General features: G+C 60.0%; 11 protein-coding genes. 4 read left to right on the top strand and 7 right to left on the bottom strand.

Features of this window, described 5'->3' with window-relative positions:
* Position 1 precedes the first annotated feature (1 nt).
* From ACW4DH_RS05150 to rpmH, 6 genes are all read right to left on the bottom strand, one after another.
* A complete protein-coding gene (locus ACW4DH_RS05150; RefSeq protein WP_459635289.1) occupies positions 2–1,795 on the bottom strand; it encodes an ABC transporter ATP-binding protein in 1,794 nt (597 codons plus the stop codon).
* On the bottom strand, positions 1,749–3,530 hold the full coding sequence (locus ACW4DH_RS05145; protein ID WP_459635288.1) for an ABC transporter ATP-binding protein: 1,782 nt from the start codon (positions 3,528–3,530) through the stop codon (positions 1,749–1,751). Before ACW4DH_RS05145 ends, ACW4DH_RS05150 begins: the two co-directional genes overlap by 47 nt.
* 112 nt (positions 3,531–3,642) lie before the next feature.
* Positions 3,643–5,016, bottom strand: a complete 1,374-nt coding sequence (gene mnmE, locus ACW4DH_RS05140) for a tRNA uridine-5-carboxymethylaminomethyl(34) synthesis GTPase MnmE (RefSeq protein ID WP_459635287.1) — start codon at positions 5,014–5,016, stop codon at positions 3,643–3,645.
* A 172-nt stretch (positions 5,017–5,188) separates the two neighbouring features.
* Complete coding sequence (gene yidC / locus ACW4DH_RS05135; RefSeq protein WP_459635286.1) at positions 5,189–6,865, bottom strand: membrane protein insertase YidC; 1,677 nt, start codon at positions 6,863–6,865, stop codon at positions 5,189–5,191.
* 99 nt (positions 6,866–6,964) lie between these two features.
* On the bottom strand, positions 6,965–7,351 hold the full coding sequence (gene rnpA / locus ACW4DH_RS05130; RefSeq protein WP_459635285.1) for a ribonuclease P protein component: 387 nt from the start codon (positions 7,349–7,351) through the stop codon (positions 6,965–6,967).
* 11 nt (positions 7,352–7,362) lie between these two features.
* Positions 7,363–7,497: a 50S ribosomal protein L34 gene (gene rpmH, locus ACW4DH_RS05125; protein ID WP_459635284.1), complete on the bottom strand. Its 135-nt coding sequence runs from the start codon at positions 7,495–7,497 to the stop codon at positions 7,363–7,365.
* A gap of 593 nt (positions 7,498–8,090) precedes the next feature.
* On the opposite strand from rpmH, the gene dnaA reads away from it, so the two are divergent.
* From dnaA to gyrB, 4 genes are all read left to right on the top strand, one after another.
* Positions 8,091–9,569, top strand: coding sequence for a chromosomal replication initiator protein DnaA (gene dnaA, locus ACW4DH_RS05120; RefSeq protein ID WP_459635283.1), 1,479 nt, complete (start codon positions 8,091–8,093; stop codon positions 9,567–9,569).
* 46 nt (positions 9,570–9,615) lie between these two features.
* Positions 9,616–10,719: a DNA polymerase III subunit beta gene (gene dnaN, locus ACW4DH_RS05115; RefSeq protein ID WP_459635282.1), complete on the top strand. Its 1,104-nt coding sequence runs from the start codon at positions 9,616–9,618 to the stop codon at positions 10,717–10,719.
* Positions 10,720–10,782: 63 nt separating this feature from the next.
* On the top strand, positions 10,783–11,868 hold the full coding sequence (recF, locus tag ACW4DH_RS05110; protein WP_459635281.1) for a DNA replication/repair protein RecF: 1,086 nt from the start codon (positions 10,783–10,785) through the stop codon (positions 11,866–11,868).
* A gap of 19 nt (positions 11,869–11,887) precedes the next feature.
* Complete coding sequence (gyrB, locus tag ACW4DH_RS05105) at positions 11,888–14,302, top strand: DNA topoisomerase (ATP-hydrolyzing) subunit B (protein WP_459635280.1); 2,415 nt, start codon at positions 11,888–11,890, stop codon at positions 14,300–14,302.
* Between the two features lie 161 nt (positions 14,303–14,463).
* On the opposite strand, the gene ACW4DH_RS05100 is transcribed toward gyrB, so the two are convergent.
* Positions 14,464–14,991: a carboxypeptidase-like regulatory domain-containing protein gene (locus ACW4DH_RS05100; RefSeq protein ID WP_459635279.1), complete on the bottom strand. Its 528-nt coding sequence runs from the start codon at positions 14,989–14,991 to the stop codon at positions 14,464–14,466.
* Positions 14,992–15,469: the final 478 nt, after the last annotated feature.

The raw sequence follows: 15,469 nt of genomic DNA, 5'->3' as shown, positions 1-15,469 counted from the left end.
GCTACTCGGACGTGCTCGGCGAGCGGTGTGAGACTTCGCGCTGCCAAAGCCTGCGGTAATGGCCATTTGGCAGTGCCAACAGCGCTTCATGGCGGCCCTCTTCGCGGATACGGCCCTCCATCATGACCAGCAGGCGATCGGCGTCGCGCACGGTCGAGAGGCGGTGTGCGACGACGATCAGCGTCACACGCCCGCGCAGTGTCTCCAGCGCCCGCTGCAATCGCGCTTCGGTGGCGCTATCGACGCTGGCCGTCGCCTCGTCGAGCAGCAGGATACGCGGTTGACGCAGCAGCGCGCGGGCCAGGGCCAGCAGCTGGCGCTCGCCAGTGGATAACGTCAGGCCGCGCTCGCCAAGAGGGGTATCGAGTCCATCCGGCAGGCGAGAGATCAACTCGTTGAGTTGAGCATCCTGCAGCGCCTGATGGAGCGCGGCATCGCTGATCTTGCGATCGAGTACCAGATTGTCACGCAGCGTCGTCGAGCGGATGAACGGCTCCTGCGGCACTGTTGCCACCACGGCATTGAGCGCCTCGGGTGCGATGTCAGCCAGGGGGCGATCATCGAGCAGTAACGTCCCCCCCGACGCCGGTTTGAGCCCCGAGAGCAGGTCGAGCAGCGTCGACTTGCCGCTGCCGCTCGGTCCCACCACGCCGATGAAGCTTCCCGGCGCGATCTCCAGGGTGAGGCCGCGCAGCGTGTCGTGCTCGGCGCCATGATGACGAAAACGCAGTCCATCCAGACGATAATGCGCGGTACGGATCGGTGCCCGGTCGGTGCCGAATGCCGCCACCGGGCGTTGGAACAGCGCCAGCAGGCGTGTCCCGGCCACACTGGCCTGTTGGAAGATATTGAAACGCTGGGTGATCTCGATCAGCGGCTCCGAAACGCGGCCAAGATAGGTGACAAAGGCATAGAGGACGCCGATCTCGCCGGCGCCCTGCAAATGGTCGAGTCCATAGCCGAGCAGTAGCCCGGCGAGTATCACCACGCCGATCAGGTCGACCGCCGAACGCAGGAACAGCCCCGAGACGCGCACGGTGCGCATACGTGCGCGGTACTGCGCGGCATTGAGAGTATGAAAGCGTTCACGGAAACGCCCGGTCTGGTTGTAGCTCTGCAGTACCGTCATGCCGCCGAGTGCTTCGTTGACGCGGGCGTTCTGCGCGGCACGCAGCTGGCGTACCTCCATCGCCGCGGGGCCGCTCAAGCGCTGGTAGCACCAGATTACCGCCAATGCCGTGGGGATCAGCATCGCGGCAATCAACATTAACTGCAGGTCCATCAACGCCATGGCGGTCAGAATGCCGATCAGCAGCACGATGTTCTGCAGTACGGTGGCTAGAAATGCCACATACAGCTCGCGCAGCGCCTCGGTATCGTTGGTCACCCGTGACACCATTTCGCCGACCGGTGTCGCGTCGTGAACGTGCTGCGGCAGGCTCAGGACATGACGGAACAGGCGCTTGCGGATGTCGAGTACTGCGTTCAGCGCGATGCGTGCAAAGCGCAACGTCTGCAGGTAACGGGCGAGGGCGGCAAGACATTGAGTACTCACATACAGTGTTGCCAGCATGATCAGGGGTGCAGCACGCAGATCGCCGGGAACCAAGTAATTGTCGAGATAATATTTGGTCAGCCATGGCCCGGTGACGTCGAGGACCGTGGCCCCGACCAGCAGCAATAGCGCCACGCTCAGACGTCGGTGATCGGCCACGACCGGCCGCAGTAGAAGCGCTAACAGGCGGCGATCACGCATGGCGAGACCCATGTAGGGCAGAAGTGAACGATTCAGCATCGGAGCCGACGTGTCGCTGGGCCTGTTGATAATGCCATAGCCGGGCATAATGGCCCGCTTGGGCCAGCAGAGCGGCGTGATTACCCTGTTCCACGATATGGCCCGCCTCGAGAACCACGATGTGATCCGCGGCGGTGACCGCGGACAGACGGTGGCTGACAATCAGACAGGTGCGGTCGCGCTGCGCCTTGAGCGTGGCCAGCAGGCGTTGCTCGGTGGTGTAGTCCACCGCCGAAAGTGTGTCGTCGAGCAACAGCACCGGCGCCTGCGAGAGCAGGGCGCGGGCCAGGGCTACACGCTGGCGCTGGCCGCCGGAGAGCGTGATGCCTCGCTCTCCGATCGGCGTCTCCAAGCCCTGGGGCAGTTCGGCGAGGTCGGCGGCGAAAGCCGCGTCCTCCAGGGCCTGGATGATCTCGTCGCGTGTTGCCTGCGGCCGGCCCAATGCGACGTTTTCGCCTAGCGTCGCGGCAAACAGAAACGGGTCCTGCGGTACATAGGCGAACGTCGAGCGCAGAGCGCTCAGTGTGTACTCACTTATGTCGTATCCGCCCAGGCGGATCTCGCCGCGCTCGAGGGCATACTGGCGCAGCAACAGGCGAATCAATGTGCTCTTGCCGCTGCCGGTGGTACCGACGATGCCTAACGTCTGGCCCTCACTCAGCGAGAGGTCGATATGTTCGAGCGCTGGTGAGGTGCCCTGCGGATAAGTGAAGGACTGTACAACGATCCGGATATCGACGCTGTCGAGATGCTGGCGCGTCCCTTCGTCGGCGATGGTTTCGGGCTCGCTGAAAAAATCCGTCAGACGCCGAGCTGCGGCTTCGCCGCGTTGAAGAATATTCAGGCACCAGCCGAGGGCGAACATCGGCCAGATCAGCTGGACCAGATAGAGCGTAAAGCTGGTCAACTGGCCAAGCGTGATCGCCGCTTCCAGGTAGCGCCACGTGCCCACCGAAAGCGTAAGCAGGGTGGCCGCGCCCAGGGCGAGAAAGACCACCGGGTCGTAGCGGGCCTCCATGCGCTGCACCTCGAAATCGGCATGGGCAGCGGCTTCCGCGCGGGTATTGAAATCGGTGATTTCCGCCTCGACCAGTGAGTGCTGGCGCAGCATGCGTAGCCCCCCGAGGGCTTCCTGGGTGCGGTCGTTGAGCTGAGAAAAACGCGCCAGTGACTGGCCGAAGTGGTACTGCACACGACTGGCAACGCGGTAGAAGCCCCAGGCCATGAACGGAAACGGCAGCAGGGCGAGCAAGGCGAGCGGCGCGTCGATACCCACGATCATCACGCCCAGCACCAGAAACAGCGTCATGGCGCCATCCACGCTGGACAGTACCCCTTCGCCGGCGGCCGTCTCGACCGCGTCGATATCCTGAGTCGAACGGGCCAGCAAATCGCCGCTGCGGTGAGCCTGGAAGAAACCCGGATCGAGGCGCGTAAGCTTGGCATAGTAGGCGTCGCGTAGCTCGATACCCAGCTTATAGGAAGTGCCGAACAACTGGACGCGCCAGACATAGCGCAGCACATACATGCCCACGCCGACGGCAATCAACAGGCCGGCACGAACCAGCAGACCATCACGACCCAACTGGTCGTTGTGCAGGGCATCGATGATGGTGCCGATCCACCATGGCAGGACCAGATTGAGCAGGCCGACACCGAACAGACAGACGATCGCCCCGAGGTAGGCGAGGCGGTGGCGGGCGAGGAAATCACGCAGGATGCGCCATAACGCCATGAATCAAACCCCAGTCGAAGCGGTAAGCGATAAACGGTAGAGAGCGCCCTAAAAGCGCCAGTATAGCCAACGCGGCCCGCCAAACGCTCGTGCCGCTTCACTTGTCGATGCATCACTTGCCGATGCAGAACTCGCCGAATATCTTACCGAGCAGGTCGTCGGCGCTGAATTCGCCGGTAATCTCCCCTAGCGCATGCTGCGCCTCGCGCAGATCCTCGGCGAGCAGTTCGCCGGCGGCGTGGCCGCGCAGCTGCGCCTCGCCGTTGTCGAGTGCCAACTCGGCGCGGGCCAGGGCGTCGAGGTGACGCCGGCGTGCCGAGAAGCGCCCTTCGTTGGCGCTGTGAAAGCCCATCACCGCCTTGAGGTGCGCCTTGAGGTTATCCACACCCGCTCCGGTCGTGGCCGAAAGACGCACCACCGGCGGGGTTGTGGATAACTCTGCCTGCGACGTCTCCCCGGTGGTATCGATCTTGTTGCGCACCAATGTCAGCCGCGACGGGTCGGGTAGACGTGAAACGAATTCGGGCCAGATCTGCATCGGATCTGTGGCCTGGGTTTCGGCGGCATCCACCAACAGCAATACCCGGTCGGCCCGCTCGATTTCCGTCCAGGCACGCTGGACACCGATCTTCTCCACGGCGTCTGGCGTATCGCGCAGCCCGGCGGTATCGATCACATGCAACGGCATGCCGTCGAGGTGAATATGTTCGCGCAACACGTCACGCGTGGTTCCGGCGATATCGGTAACGATGGCCGTCTCCTGCTCGGTCAGGGCGTTGAGCAGGCTCGACTTGCCGGCATTGGGCCGCCCGGCGATAACCACGCTCATGCCTTCGCGCATCAGCGCTCCCTGACCGGCGGCGTCACGAACTCCGGTCAGCTCGTGGCGTATATCGGCAAGCCTCGCGGCCACCTTACCGTCGGCGAGAAAGTCGATCTCTTCCTCGGGAAAGTCGATGGCTGCCTCTACATACATGCGCAGTTCGATCAGACGTTCGACCAAGTGGTGTACGCGACGCGAGAACTCGCCTTGCAGCGAGCGCAGCGCGTTTTCCGCCGCGGCTCGGGAACTGGCATCGATCAGGTCGGCAATCGCTTCGGCCTGGGCCAGGTCGAGTTTATCGTTGAGAAAGGCGCGCTCGGAGAACTCCCCGGGCCGGGCCAGACGGGCGCCGAGCTGGACGCAACGCTCCAAGAGTAAGTCCATGATCACCGGACCGCCATGTCCCTGAAACTCGACGACGTCCTCGCCGGTAAAGGAGTGCGGACCGGCAAAGAATAGCGCGATTCCTTCATCGAGTTGCCCCTGAGCCCCCTGAAACGCACCGTAATAGGCATGACGGGGCGCCGGACACTGCCCCAGCATGGCCTGTGCCACCTCCCGGCTGGCGGGGCCCGATACGCGGATGATGCCAACTCCGCCCCGTCCCGGAGGGGTGGCCAAGGCTGCGATAGTATCCTGGGAATAGAGACTCGAATCTGACATGACGGCTTCCGTTAAGCAGGGTCCTAATGAATCAATCAACGAAGATCGCTGAGTCACCGTGGGGGTTATCTGAGTGTACGTGCCGGGAGCACGCGCGAACGCTAGCGGCATACCCGGCGGCCCCAAACGCCAGACCCCCGCCGAAGCGGGGGTCTGGAGAGGTTGCGCGGCTTCAGCTCTTGGCTTTGACGCTCTTGCCCCCGTTGGGATCGTTCTCGATCTTGCGGGTGATGAAGTACTGCTGAATGATCGACAAGGTGTTGTTGGTAATCCAGTAGATCACCAGGCCGGCCGGGAACCACAGGAAGAAGAACGTGAAGACGATCGGCAGCATCTTCATGATCTTGGCCTGCATGGGGTCCGGTGGCGTCGGATTGAGCTGTTGCTGCACGAACATGGAAATGCCCATGATGATCGGCAGCACGAAGTACGGATCCTGCACCGACAGGTCGTCGATCCACAGCATGAACGGCGCGTGGCGCAGTTCTACCGACTCCATCAGCATCCAGTACAGGGCGATGAACACCGGCATCTGAATGACGATAGGCAGACAGCCGCCCAGAGGATTGATTTTCTCCTTCTGGTAGAACTTCATCATCTCCTGGGACATCTTCTGGCGATCGTCGCCGTGCTGTTCCTTGATGCGCTGCATCTCGGGACCCATCTTGCGCATCTTGGCCATCGACTTGTAGGCGGTAGCGGAGAGCGGGAACAACACTGCCTTGACCAGCACGGTCAACAGTACGATCGACCAGCCCCAGTTACCGATCAGACCATGGATTTTTTCCAGTAGCCAGAACAGCGGATTGGCAATGAACCACAACCAGCCGAAGTCGACGGTCAATTCCAGATACGGTGCGACGGATTCCAGTCGCTCCTGAACCTTGGGCCCGACATACAGCGTCGCGCCCAGGACTGTCTGTTCATTCGCCGCAACGGTCTGGACCGGCCCCGCGAATGCGGCGACGTTGCGGTCACGTGAGTCCGTGGTGGCGTAATAGAGATTCTGCTGATCCTGAGCGGGGACCCAGGCCGATGTGAAGTAGTGCTGGATGATGGCAACCCAGCCGCCCTGGACATCGCGGTTGTTGAAATTTCCTTCCTGGATGTCATCGAACGAAATCTTTTCGTAATGCTCATCAGGCGAGGAGTAGGCGGCCCCGAGGAAAGACTTCATCCCCATGCCACCGCCACTCGATGGGTCGGGGCTATTATCCCGGGCCAGCTGGCCGATGAAACGGGCGGTGACGGGCTGATCGCCTTCGTTGCTCACCAGGTACTTGACCTGAACCGTGTAATCGTCGCGGTTGAACAGAAAGCGCTTGACGACGTCGACGCCATTGACTTCGGCATGCAGGTCGACGGTCAGCTCGTTCTCGCCCTCTTCAAGCGTATAGCGGGTCTGCTCCGGCGTGAAGCCGATCCGGCCCTGATGGCCTTCGAGTTGCAAGCCCGACTTGGCCACATAGCTGCGGGTGCCGCTATCGTTGAGCAGGATGAAAGACTGTTCGGCATCCTGAGTCTGCTTGTGCTGGGGAAGCGCGGCATACACGATATCGCCGCCCTGGGGGTCGATACGCACATCCAGCACGTCGGTCTGCACCTGAATCAGGTTGCGGTTGCCCGCCGCTGCGTCTTCCCCGGGCATGCTGCCGGCCACGCTCGGCTCGGCACTGCCTGAGGGGGCCGCAAGCCCTTCGTTGTCCTGGCGATCCTGAACATTGGCGCCGGTGATGGCAGGAGCATTCTGTTGCACGGCCGGCTGGCCGTAGTCCTGATTCCACTGGATCACCAGCAGATAGGCGAGTACCGCCAGTGGAATCACGAGTAAAAGTCGTTTTACGTCCATAAGGTTCTGCCCGGTGGGGATGATGAGACATTCGGTGGTTACGAACTGCGGAACGGATAGCATCTGACATGCGAGGCAGTTCGTAACGAAGGCATCCGGTCAGGAAGATGGCGTGGACGAGACCGACTGCTTGCGAACGTCTTTTTCCAGACGCCGCCACATGCCATGCAATTGGCGATGCAGGGTGTCGTTGTCCAGCTCATGAACGCCGCGCCGAGCGAGAACAACAATGTCCACGGCGGGAAGGCGATGCTGCTGGAGGCGAATGGATTCTCGAACGAGGCGCTTCAGGCGGTTGCGGTCAACGGCATGACGCACGTTCTTCTTGCTGAATACCAACCCTACGCGAGGATGGCCGAGAGTGTTGGGGCGAGCGAGCGCCAGTAACCCTTTGCCATGAACCTTATGATGGGCTTGATCGAAGACGTGCTTGTAATCCCCGGCAGTTAACAGCCGTAGCTGCCGGGGAAAGCCCAGACCGGACATCTGTAGCCCGATCAGGCGCTCAGACGCTTGCGGCCTTTGGCACGCCGGCGTGCCAGGATCTGGCGACCGCTCTTGGTGGCCATACGAGCACGGAAACCGTGTACGCGCTTGCGCTTCAGAACGCTCGGTTGAAAAGTGCGTTTCATAGCTGCTGATTCCCACGTGGTTGTTTGAAAAACGGTCGACTTGGAGTGCCTGATTCCTGCCTGGAACCAGGACGGATTCGGCTCAAGACCGGGAATTCTATTGAATTCGCCAGCCCGGTGCAATTTTTACCGTCAAAATTATCCACATCGGGTTTTTCAACGCCGGGATGACGCCTGCCCCTGGGGATGGTGGCCTTGCTTAAGCGACATTTCACATGGCACTTGTTCTTCGTTGGAGTCTGGTTACGGCTGCCCTACTTCAATAACTATATATTTAGGTTGTTTAAATACTGTTGTTATTAATAGTGGGGATAGAAATTGTGGATAAGGTGTTTTTTATCATGCTATACAATAATTTATACTGTTCCTTTAACTGTGGGGAAGTTGCGAGGAGAGAGAGGACAAGGCATGTACCCGGCTGTGCATAACTCTTGGTTTATGCACAGCACGTGAGTTGTGCCCGGCTTCATCGCCTTTTCTCCACCGAGCCTGGATGGAGTTTTCCACAGGGAGTCGGTATCTGTCGACGTGTGGATAACCTTGTCGCTGGAAGATACAATGTCCGGCCATTCGTCAACGCTATGGTGTCTCGCGTGTCGGTCGCTCTTTGGCAACAGTGCTTGGATTACCTCCAGGACGAGTTGAACTCGCAGCAATTCAATACCTGGATCCGCCCTTTGCAGGCGGAAGACGGGGAAGCCAACGAGCTTTGTCTGCTAGCCCCCAATCGTTTCGTTCGCGATTGGGTCAGTGACAAGTATCTCAAGCGCATCAATGAGTTGCTGCGGGAACTGGCCTCAGGCAAGCCGCCCAAGGTGCGTCTGCTGGTCGGCAGCCGCAAGACGATGACGGCGCCCCAGCCACGCGACCTGGGCGTACCGGTGTCGGCGAGCTCCGCCGCTGGCGGCCGTTCGCCTGGCGGGGCGCCTGCCGTCCATACTCAGCCTCGGACGGGCTACACCGATGAGCGGGAAGTCGCTCAACTGCGCGAGGAGTCGCCACGACGTGGCAACAGTGAGCGTCAGGTACAGGTGGAGGGCAGCCTCAAGCACCAGAGCGGCCTCAACCCCAACTTCACGTTCGAAACCTTCGTCGAGGGTAAATCGAACCAGTTGGCACGTGCCGCTTCGCGTCAAGTCTCCGAGAACCCTGGCGGTGCCTACAACCCATTGTTTCTCTACGGCGGAGTGGGGCTGGGTAAGACTCACCTGATGCATGCAGTGGGTAATCATCTCGCCAGCCAGCGCGAGAATGCCACCGTGATCTACCTGCATTCGGAGCGTTTCGTCGCCGATATGGTCAAGGCGCTGCAGCTCAATGCCATCAACGACTTCAAGCGCTTCTACCGCAGCGTCGACGCGCTGCTGATCGACGATATCCAGTTCTTCGCCGGCAAGGAGCGCTCCCAGGAAGAGTTCTTTCACACCTTCAATGCCTTGCTCGAAGGCGGTCAGCAGATGATTCTGACTTCCGACCGTTATCCCAAGGAAATCAATGGCGTGGAAGAGCGCCTGAAGTCGCGCTTCGGGTGGGGGCTGACGGTGGCGATCGAGCCGCCGGAACTCGAAACGCGCGTCGCCATCCTGATGAAGAAGGCCGACCAGGCCAAGGTCGACCTGCCGCACGATGCGGCATTCTTCATCGCGCAGAAAATCCGTTCCAACGTGCGTGAGCTCGAAGGGGCACTGAAGAAAGTGATCGCCGACTCGCATTTCATGGGCAAGCCGATCACCCAGGATTTCATCCGCGAGTCGCTCAAGGATCTGTTGGCACTGCAGGACAAGCAGGTAGGGGTCGACAATATCCAGCGTACGGTGGCGGAGTACTACAAAATCAAGCTGGCGGATTTACTTTCCAAACGGCGTTCGCGCTCGGTGGCGCGTCCCCGGCAGGTGGCGATGGCTCTAGCCAAGGAGCTGACCAACCATAGCTTGCCGGAAATCGGCGATGCCTTCGGCGGACGCGATCATACGACCGTGCTGCATGCCTGCCGCAAGGTAGTGGCGCTGCAGGAAGAGAACGCGGATATCCGTGAGGATTACAAGAACCTGCTGCGGTTGCTGACCAGCTGACCGTGGCGGCCCAAGTGATGCATTTCAGGACAAGAGTGGAGCCTCAATGAAATTTTCCATCTCCCGTGAAGCCCTGCTGCGCCCGCTGTCGCTGGTCGCTGGCGTGGTCGAGCGCCGCCAGACGCTGCCGGTGCTTTCCAATGTATTGATCGAAGTGCAGGACACCCAGCTGTCCCTGACCGGGACCGATCTGGAGGTCGAGCTGATCGGACGTGCGGCCCCCTCCCAGGTTGATGAACCGGGTTCCGCTACCGTGCCGGCGCGCAAGTTGATGGACATCTGCAAGTCGCTGCCCGATCAGTCCGAAATCACCTTCACGCTCGAGGATGGGCGCGCGGTGCTGCGCGCGGGGCGTTCGCGCTTTACGCTGTCGACGCTACCGGTGGCGGAGTTTCCCAATATCGAGAGCGGACAGAGCAGTACCACGCTGGCTTTGCCGCGGGGCACGCTCAAGCACCTGATCGATTCCACCGCATTCGCCATGGCCCAGCAGGACGTACGCTACTACCTCAATGGCCTGCTGCTTGAGCTGCGCAACCATCTGGTGCGTACCGTCGCCACCGACGGCCACCGTCTGGCGGTCTGCTCGAGCAGTGCCGACATCGAGCTGGAGCCGGCCCAGAAACTCATCATTCCGCGCAAGGGCGTGCTGGAACTGGTGCGTCTTCTCGACGGCAGCAACGAGCCGGTGGAACTGACCCTGGGGGAGAATCATGTGCGCGCCAATACCGGCGAGTTCACCTTTACCTCCAAGCTGGTAGATGGCAAGTTTCCCGATTATGAGCGCGTCGTGCCACGCGGCGGCGACAAGGTCTTCGTGGCCGACCGCGCCGAGTTGCGCCAAGTGCTTTCGCGGACCGCGATTCTCTCCAACGAGAAGTACCGCGGCGTGCGACTGCAACTGGAAGAGGGCAACCTGCGGGTCATGGCCAACAATCCCGAGCAGGAAGAGGCCGAAGAGAATGTCGCCATCGAGTACAGCGGCGACACGCTCGAGATTGGCTTCAATGTCGGCTATCTGGTCGATGTCCTCAGTGTTCTCGAGAGCGATCGCGTGCAGATGACGCTATCCGATCCTAACAGCAGTGCACTAATGGAAGAGCCGGGCGGTGGCGACGCCATGTATGTCGTTATGCCAATGCGGCTTTGACCTTTCCTTCCTTCCTTCCTGCCGAGGTTGCTCCGGGAACCTCGGCCCATCGCGTAGTCCGTCATGCCTCTTGATCGTCTCAACCTGCTTGGCCTGCGTAACCTGAAGGGGCTGGAGATGCGCCCTGGCCGCAGCATCAACCTTATCAGTGGCGCCAACGGCAGCGGCAAGACCAGTATTCTGGAAGGCATCCATCTGCTGGGTCTGGCACGCTCCTTTCGCACTCGACAGATCAAGAACGCGATTGCCCACGATGCCGAGGCGATGACGTTGCATGGACGTCTAGCCGGCGAGCCGGCGATCACCATCGGCCTACGCCGTCAGCGTAGTGCCAGCGAGCTGGAAATTCGCTTGGCGGGAGAGAAGGCGGCACGGGCCGCCCAGCTTGCCGACGCCATGCCGCTGCAGCTGGTCAACCCGGACGCATTTCGGCTGCTGGAGGGGGCGCCAGCATCGCGGCGCGAGTTTCTCGACTGGGGAACGTTTCACGTGAAACGCGATTTCTTCGAGAGCTGGAAAAGCGTCAAACGCGCGCTGAAACATCGGAATGCATTGCTCAGACATGATAGAATAGACGCCCAGTCGCTGCAGGTTTGGGAGCGGGAACTGGCGCATTGGGGAACCCGCCTGGATGCGTTGCGCAGCGAGTACATGGCGGAGTTCGTGCCGGTATTCGAGGAAACACTGGCCGAGTTGCTGGCGATGCCTCATCTGTCGCTGCGCTATTATCGCGGCTGGGACCGACACCGCGAGTTGGCAGAGGTATTACAGGCCGGGCGCGACACGGACCGCCAGATGGGCTTTACCCAGTTGGGACCGCAACGTGCCGATCTGCGTATTCGCATCGATCGGCGTGCAGCGGTGGAAGTGTTGTCGCGTGGTCAGCAGAAGCTGGTGGTCAGTGCAATGAAACTGGCCCAAGGGCGTCTACTCGAGATGCTGACGGGACGGACCTGCATCTATTTGATCGATGACCTTCCCGCCGAGCTGGACGCTGCCCATCGGCGCGTTTTCTGTCATTGGCTTGAGCGGCAGCACTGCCAGGTCTTCATCACCAGCGTTGATATCGAATCTGTTGCGGATATATGGCAGCGGGAAACGGACGTCACGATGTTTCACGTGAAACACGGGCGGCTGCATACGGAATGACTTCACGACGGAGTAGGCAATGAGCGAACACGCTTACGACTCATCAAGCATCAAGGTACTCAAAGGCCTGGATGCCGTACGCAAGCGCCCTGGCATGTACATTGGCGATACCGATGACGGCACGGGCCTGCACCACATGGTCTTCGAGTTGGTGGATAACTCCATCGACGAAGCCCTCGCCGGCCACTGCAGCGAAATCCGTGTAGTCATACATCCCGACGAGTCCGTTACGGTCAGCGACAATGGGCGCGGCATTCCCACCGAACTCCACGAGGAGGGGGTTTCCGCCGCCGAAGTCATCATGACCGTCCTCCACGCCGGCGGTAAGTTTGACGAAAACTCCTACAAGGTTTCGGGCGGATTGCACGGCGTCGGGGTGTCAGTGGTCAATGCCCTCTCCGAGGAGCTCAAACTGACCGTGTGGCGCGCGGGAGAAATGTTCGAGCAGATCTATCGCCATGGCGTGCCCGAGGCGCCTCTCTCCGTGGTCGGCAAGACCGAAAAGAGCGGCACCCGTGTACATTTCAGGCCGTCTCCCGAGACCTTTACGCATATTGAGTTTCACTATGACATTCTCGCCAAGCGCCTGCGTGAATTGTCATTTCTGAACTCGGGTGTCGCGATCCGTTTACACGACGAGCGCAGCGGCAAGGAAGAACTCTTCCATTACGAAGGGGGACTCAGGGCCTTTGTCGACCATCTCAACGTCAACAAGACCGCCCTGAACCCGGTATTTCATTTCAATGTAGAGCGCGAGGATGGGGTCGGCGTTGAAGTGGCGATGCAGTGGAACGACACGTTCGTCGAGAATATTTTCTGTTATACCAATAATATTCCCCAGCGCGATGGCGGGACACACCTGGCGGGGTTCCGTGCTGCCCTGACTCGTTCGCTGAACCACTACATCGAAGCCGAAGGGCTGCTCAAGAAGGCCAAGGTCAGCACATCCGGTGACGATGCCCGCGAGGGACTGACCGCGATCATCTCGGTCAAGGTGCCGGACCCCAAGTTCTCCTCGCAGACTAAGGACAAGCTGGTTTCCTCCGAAATCAAGACGGCGGTCGAGCAGGAGATGGGCCGTCAGTTTGGCGACTATCTGGTGGAGCGGCCCGTTGATGCCAAGGCGATCGTCAACAAGATGATCGATGCGGCACGTGCCCGCGAAGCGGCGCGCAAGGCACGGGAGATGACCCGTCGTAAGGGGGCGCTGGATATTGCCGGCCTGCCCGGCAAGCTGGCGGATTGTCAGGAAAAGGACCCCAGCCTTTCCGAACTCTACCTGGTGGAGGGCGACTCGGCGGGAGGCAGTGCCAAGCAGGGGCGCGATCGACGCACGCAGGCGATTCTGCCGCTCAAGGGCAAGATCCTCAACGTCGAGAAGGCTCGCTTCGACAAGATGCTATCTTCCGCCGAGGTCGGCACGCTGATCACCGCGCTGGGCTGTGGTATCGGACGGGAGGAGTTCAATCCCGATAAGCTGCGCTATCACTCGATCATCATCATGACCGACGCCGACGTTGATGGCTCGCACATCCGTACCCTGTTGTTGACCTTCTTTTTCCGGCAGATGCCGGAGCTGATCGAACGTGGCCATGTCTTCATCGCCCAGCCGCCGCTTTACAAGATCAAGCGGGGCAAGCAGGAAACCTATTTGAAGGATGAGCAGGCTCTGGTCGATTACTTGACCAGCACTGCGCTGGATGGCGGACGGCTATATGTGAATGCCGATGCACCGGGTATTGGCGGTGAACAGCTCGAAGCGCTGGTCAACCAGTACCGTGACGTGATGAGGCGAATCGATCGACTGTCACGGGTTTATCCCAACGCGGTATTGCGCAAGATTGTACACACTACGCTGCTGGACGAGATGAGCCTCAAGGACCGCATCGCCATGCAGGCCTGGATCGAAAAACTCCAGGTGGAGATGGATACCTTGGTCGCTTACGAAGGGGGCCCGCGCTATACCTTCCAGTTGCATGAGGATGCCGAGCGCGGCCTGTTCCTGCCTAGCGTGGCCCTGACGGCGCACGGCGTGACTACCGATTATGTCTGGGGCGTCGATTTCTTCCGTAGTGCGGATTACCGGGCCATGGCGACGCTGGGCGAAACCCTCGAGGAGCTAATCGATGAAGGCGCTTATATTGCGCGTGGCGAGCGGCAGAAGCCGGTTTCCAATTTCTACGAAGCGCTGGAATGGCTAATGGGCGAGGCACAGCGAGGCTTGAGCATTCAGCGTTACAAGGGGTTGGGCGAGATGAACCCCGACCAGCTATGGGAAACCACCATGGATCCCGAGTCGCGCCGGATGTTGCGGGTGACTATCGAGGATGCGGTCGCCGCAGATATGATGTTCAACACCCTGATGGGTGATGAAGTCGAGCCGCGCCGTGACTTCATCGAGCGCAACGCTTTGGTCGCTAACCTTGATATCTGATGTTTCACGTGAAACAAAACATCTGAGAGACAAGACGTGACAAGGACATGAAAAGAAAGGGCCGACTTATCGGCCCTTTTGCATTAAGTAGAGAATCACTAATGGGTCGGGGGGGCGCCGGAAGCTTCGCCCGCAAGACGGAAGACAGAAGATGGTGCTTGCTATCGGCTCAGCTCGACTTGGACCGTCTGGTTCTCGCCGATACGGACCTGATTTATAATGATGCGCCGCTGCGTATTCGAGCCGGGTTGACTGACGCTGCCGGCGACATAATATATCCCGGCCGGTAGGCCTTGAGCCTTGAAGCGGCCCTGCTCATCGGCTTTGGCATAATGAGTGTATTCGCGCGCTCGGGGATCGGCGGGTTCGATGTGTCCCCCTGCCAAGGCGACTTCCGCAGCTTCGGCGGAGTAAGTGGTGGCGGGCGCGATCGAAATGGTTTCTCCTGCACCGTAAATCACCTCACCGCTGGGGGTGGTAATGAAGATTCGTCCTGTCAATGTTGAACGGCCGGTTTTCTCCAGTTGGGCATATTCTCTTTCCGGGAATGCGACTTTTCTCTCGACCCGTGTCGTCTCCGGTCTGGCTTCCTCTATTACCGGGCCTTGCGATTCATTCTCCGTGCCAGGTCCGATAGCCTGACATCCTGTCAATAACAGGCCCAGCGTGATCAAAATCCATCTACCCATGCGTCTCTCCTATTGCTTCGGGCTCAACCGCCTTGTTTGAAAAAACCAGTGAGTGCAGTGCTGGCAAAGTCGACGGAAAACAGCGTCCGTAGCGTAAGTGGTGATTCTTCGGACCCGCCCACGAGCCGGTTTCTAACATCGCATGGACAGGCGAGATGTTTTCAGACCGGTCATGGCAGTTTATAGCGGGGCGGGGAGGGGAGCCACTACAGACAACAACTCGCATAGAGCTCTATTACATTGAGTAACGTAAAGAAACCCTGCGGTTATTGAAGCCCTGCTTGGCTGCGCTTATAGTGCTTTGCATGCGGTAGGTAGTGACCAGGCAGGTCACCAGTACAAGGAAGTGCGCGATCAGGACGATCGATGCTCAGGGAAGGAGGCACTAACCGGCAGGATGCCCATTAAGCCAAGGAACCTGAGAATTTACCGCAGCAGAGTTCGGCTCTGCAGGCCCGGCCCAAGCGCCGGGCCTTTT

The organism is Halomonas sp. WWR20 (genome assembly GCF_054602495.1).
Note: the sequence above shows the minus strand (reverse complement) of the source record. Positions and strands in the feature narration are given on the sequence as shown.

Excerpts from the sequence above, each read along its gene's own strand:
- ACW4DH_RS05150 (WP_459635289.1), bottom strand. The coding sequence starts at position 1,795 with ATGCTGAATCGTTCACTTCTGCCCTACATGGGTCTCGCCATGCGTGAT.
- ACW4DH_RS05145 (WP_459635288.1), bottom strand. The coding sequence starts at position 3,530 with ATGGCGTTATGGCGCATCCTGCGTGATTTCCTCGCCCGCCACCGCCTC.
- mnmE (WP_459635287.1), bottom strand. The coding sequence starts at position 5,016 with ATGTCAGATTCGAGTCTCTATTCCCAGGATACTATCGCAGCCTTGGCC.
- yidC (WP_459635286.1), bottom strand. The coding sequence starts at position 6,865 with ATGGACGTAAAACGACTTTTACTCGTGATTCCACTGGCGGTACTCGCC.
- rnpA (WP_459635285.1), bottom strand. The coding sequence starts at position 7,351 with ATGTCCGGTCTGGGCTTTCCCCGGCAGCTACGGCTGTTAACTGCCGGG.
- rpmH (WP_459635284.1), bottom strand. The coding sequence starts at position 7,497 with ATGAAACGCACTTTTCAACCGAGCGTTCTGAAGCGCAAGCGCGTACAC.
- dnaN (WP_459635282.1), top strand. The coding sequence starts at position 9,616 with ATGAAATTTTCCATCTCCCGTGAAGCCCTGCTGCGCCCGCTGTCGCTG.
- recF (WP_459635281.1), top strand. The coding sequence starts at position 10,783 with ATGCCTCTTGATCGTCTCAACCTGCTTGGCCTGCGTAACCTGAAGGGG.
- gyrB (WP_459635280.1), top strand. The coding sequence starts at position 11,888 with ATGAGCGAACACGCTTACGACTCATCAAGCATCAAGGTACTCAAAGGC.
- ACW4DH_RS05100 (WP_459635279.1), bottom strand. The coding sequence starts at position 14,991 with ATGGGTAGATGGATTTTGATCACGCTGGGCCTGTTATTGACAGGATGT.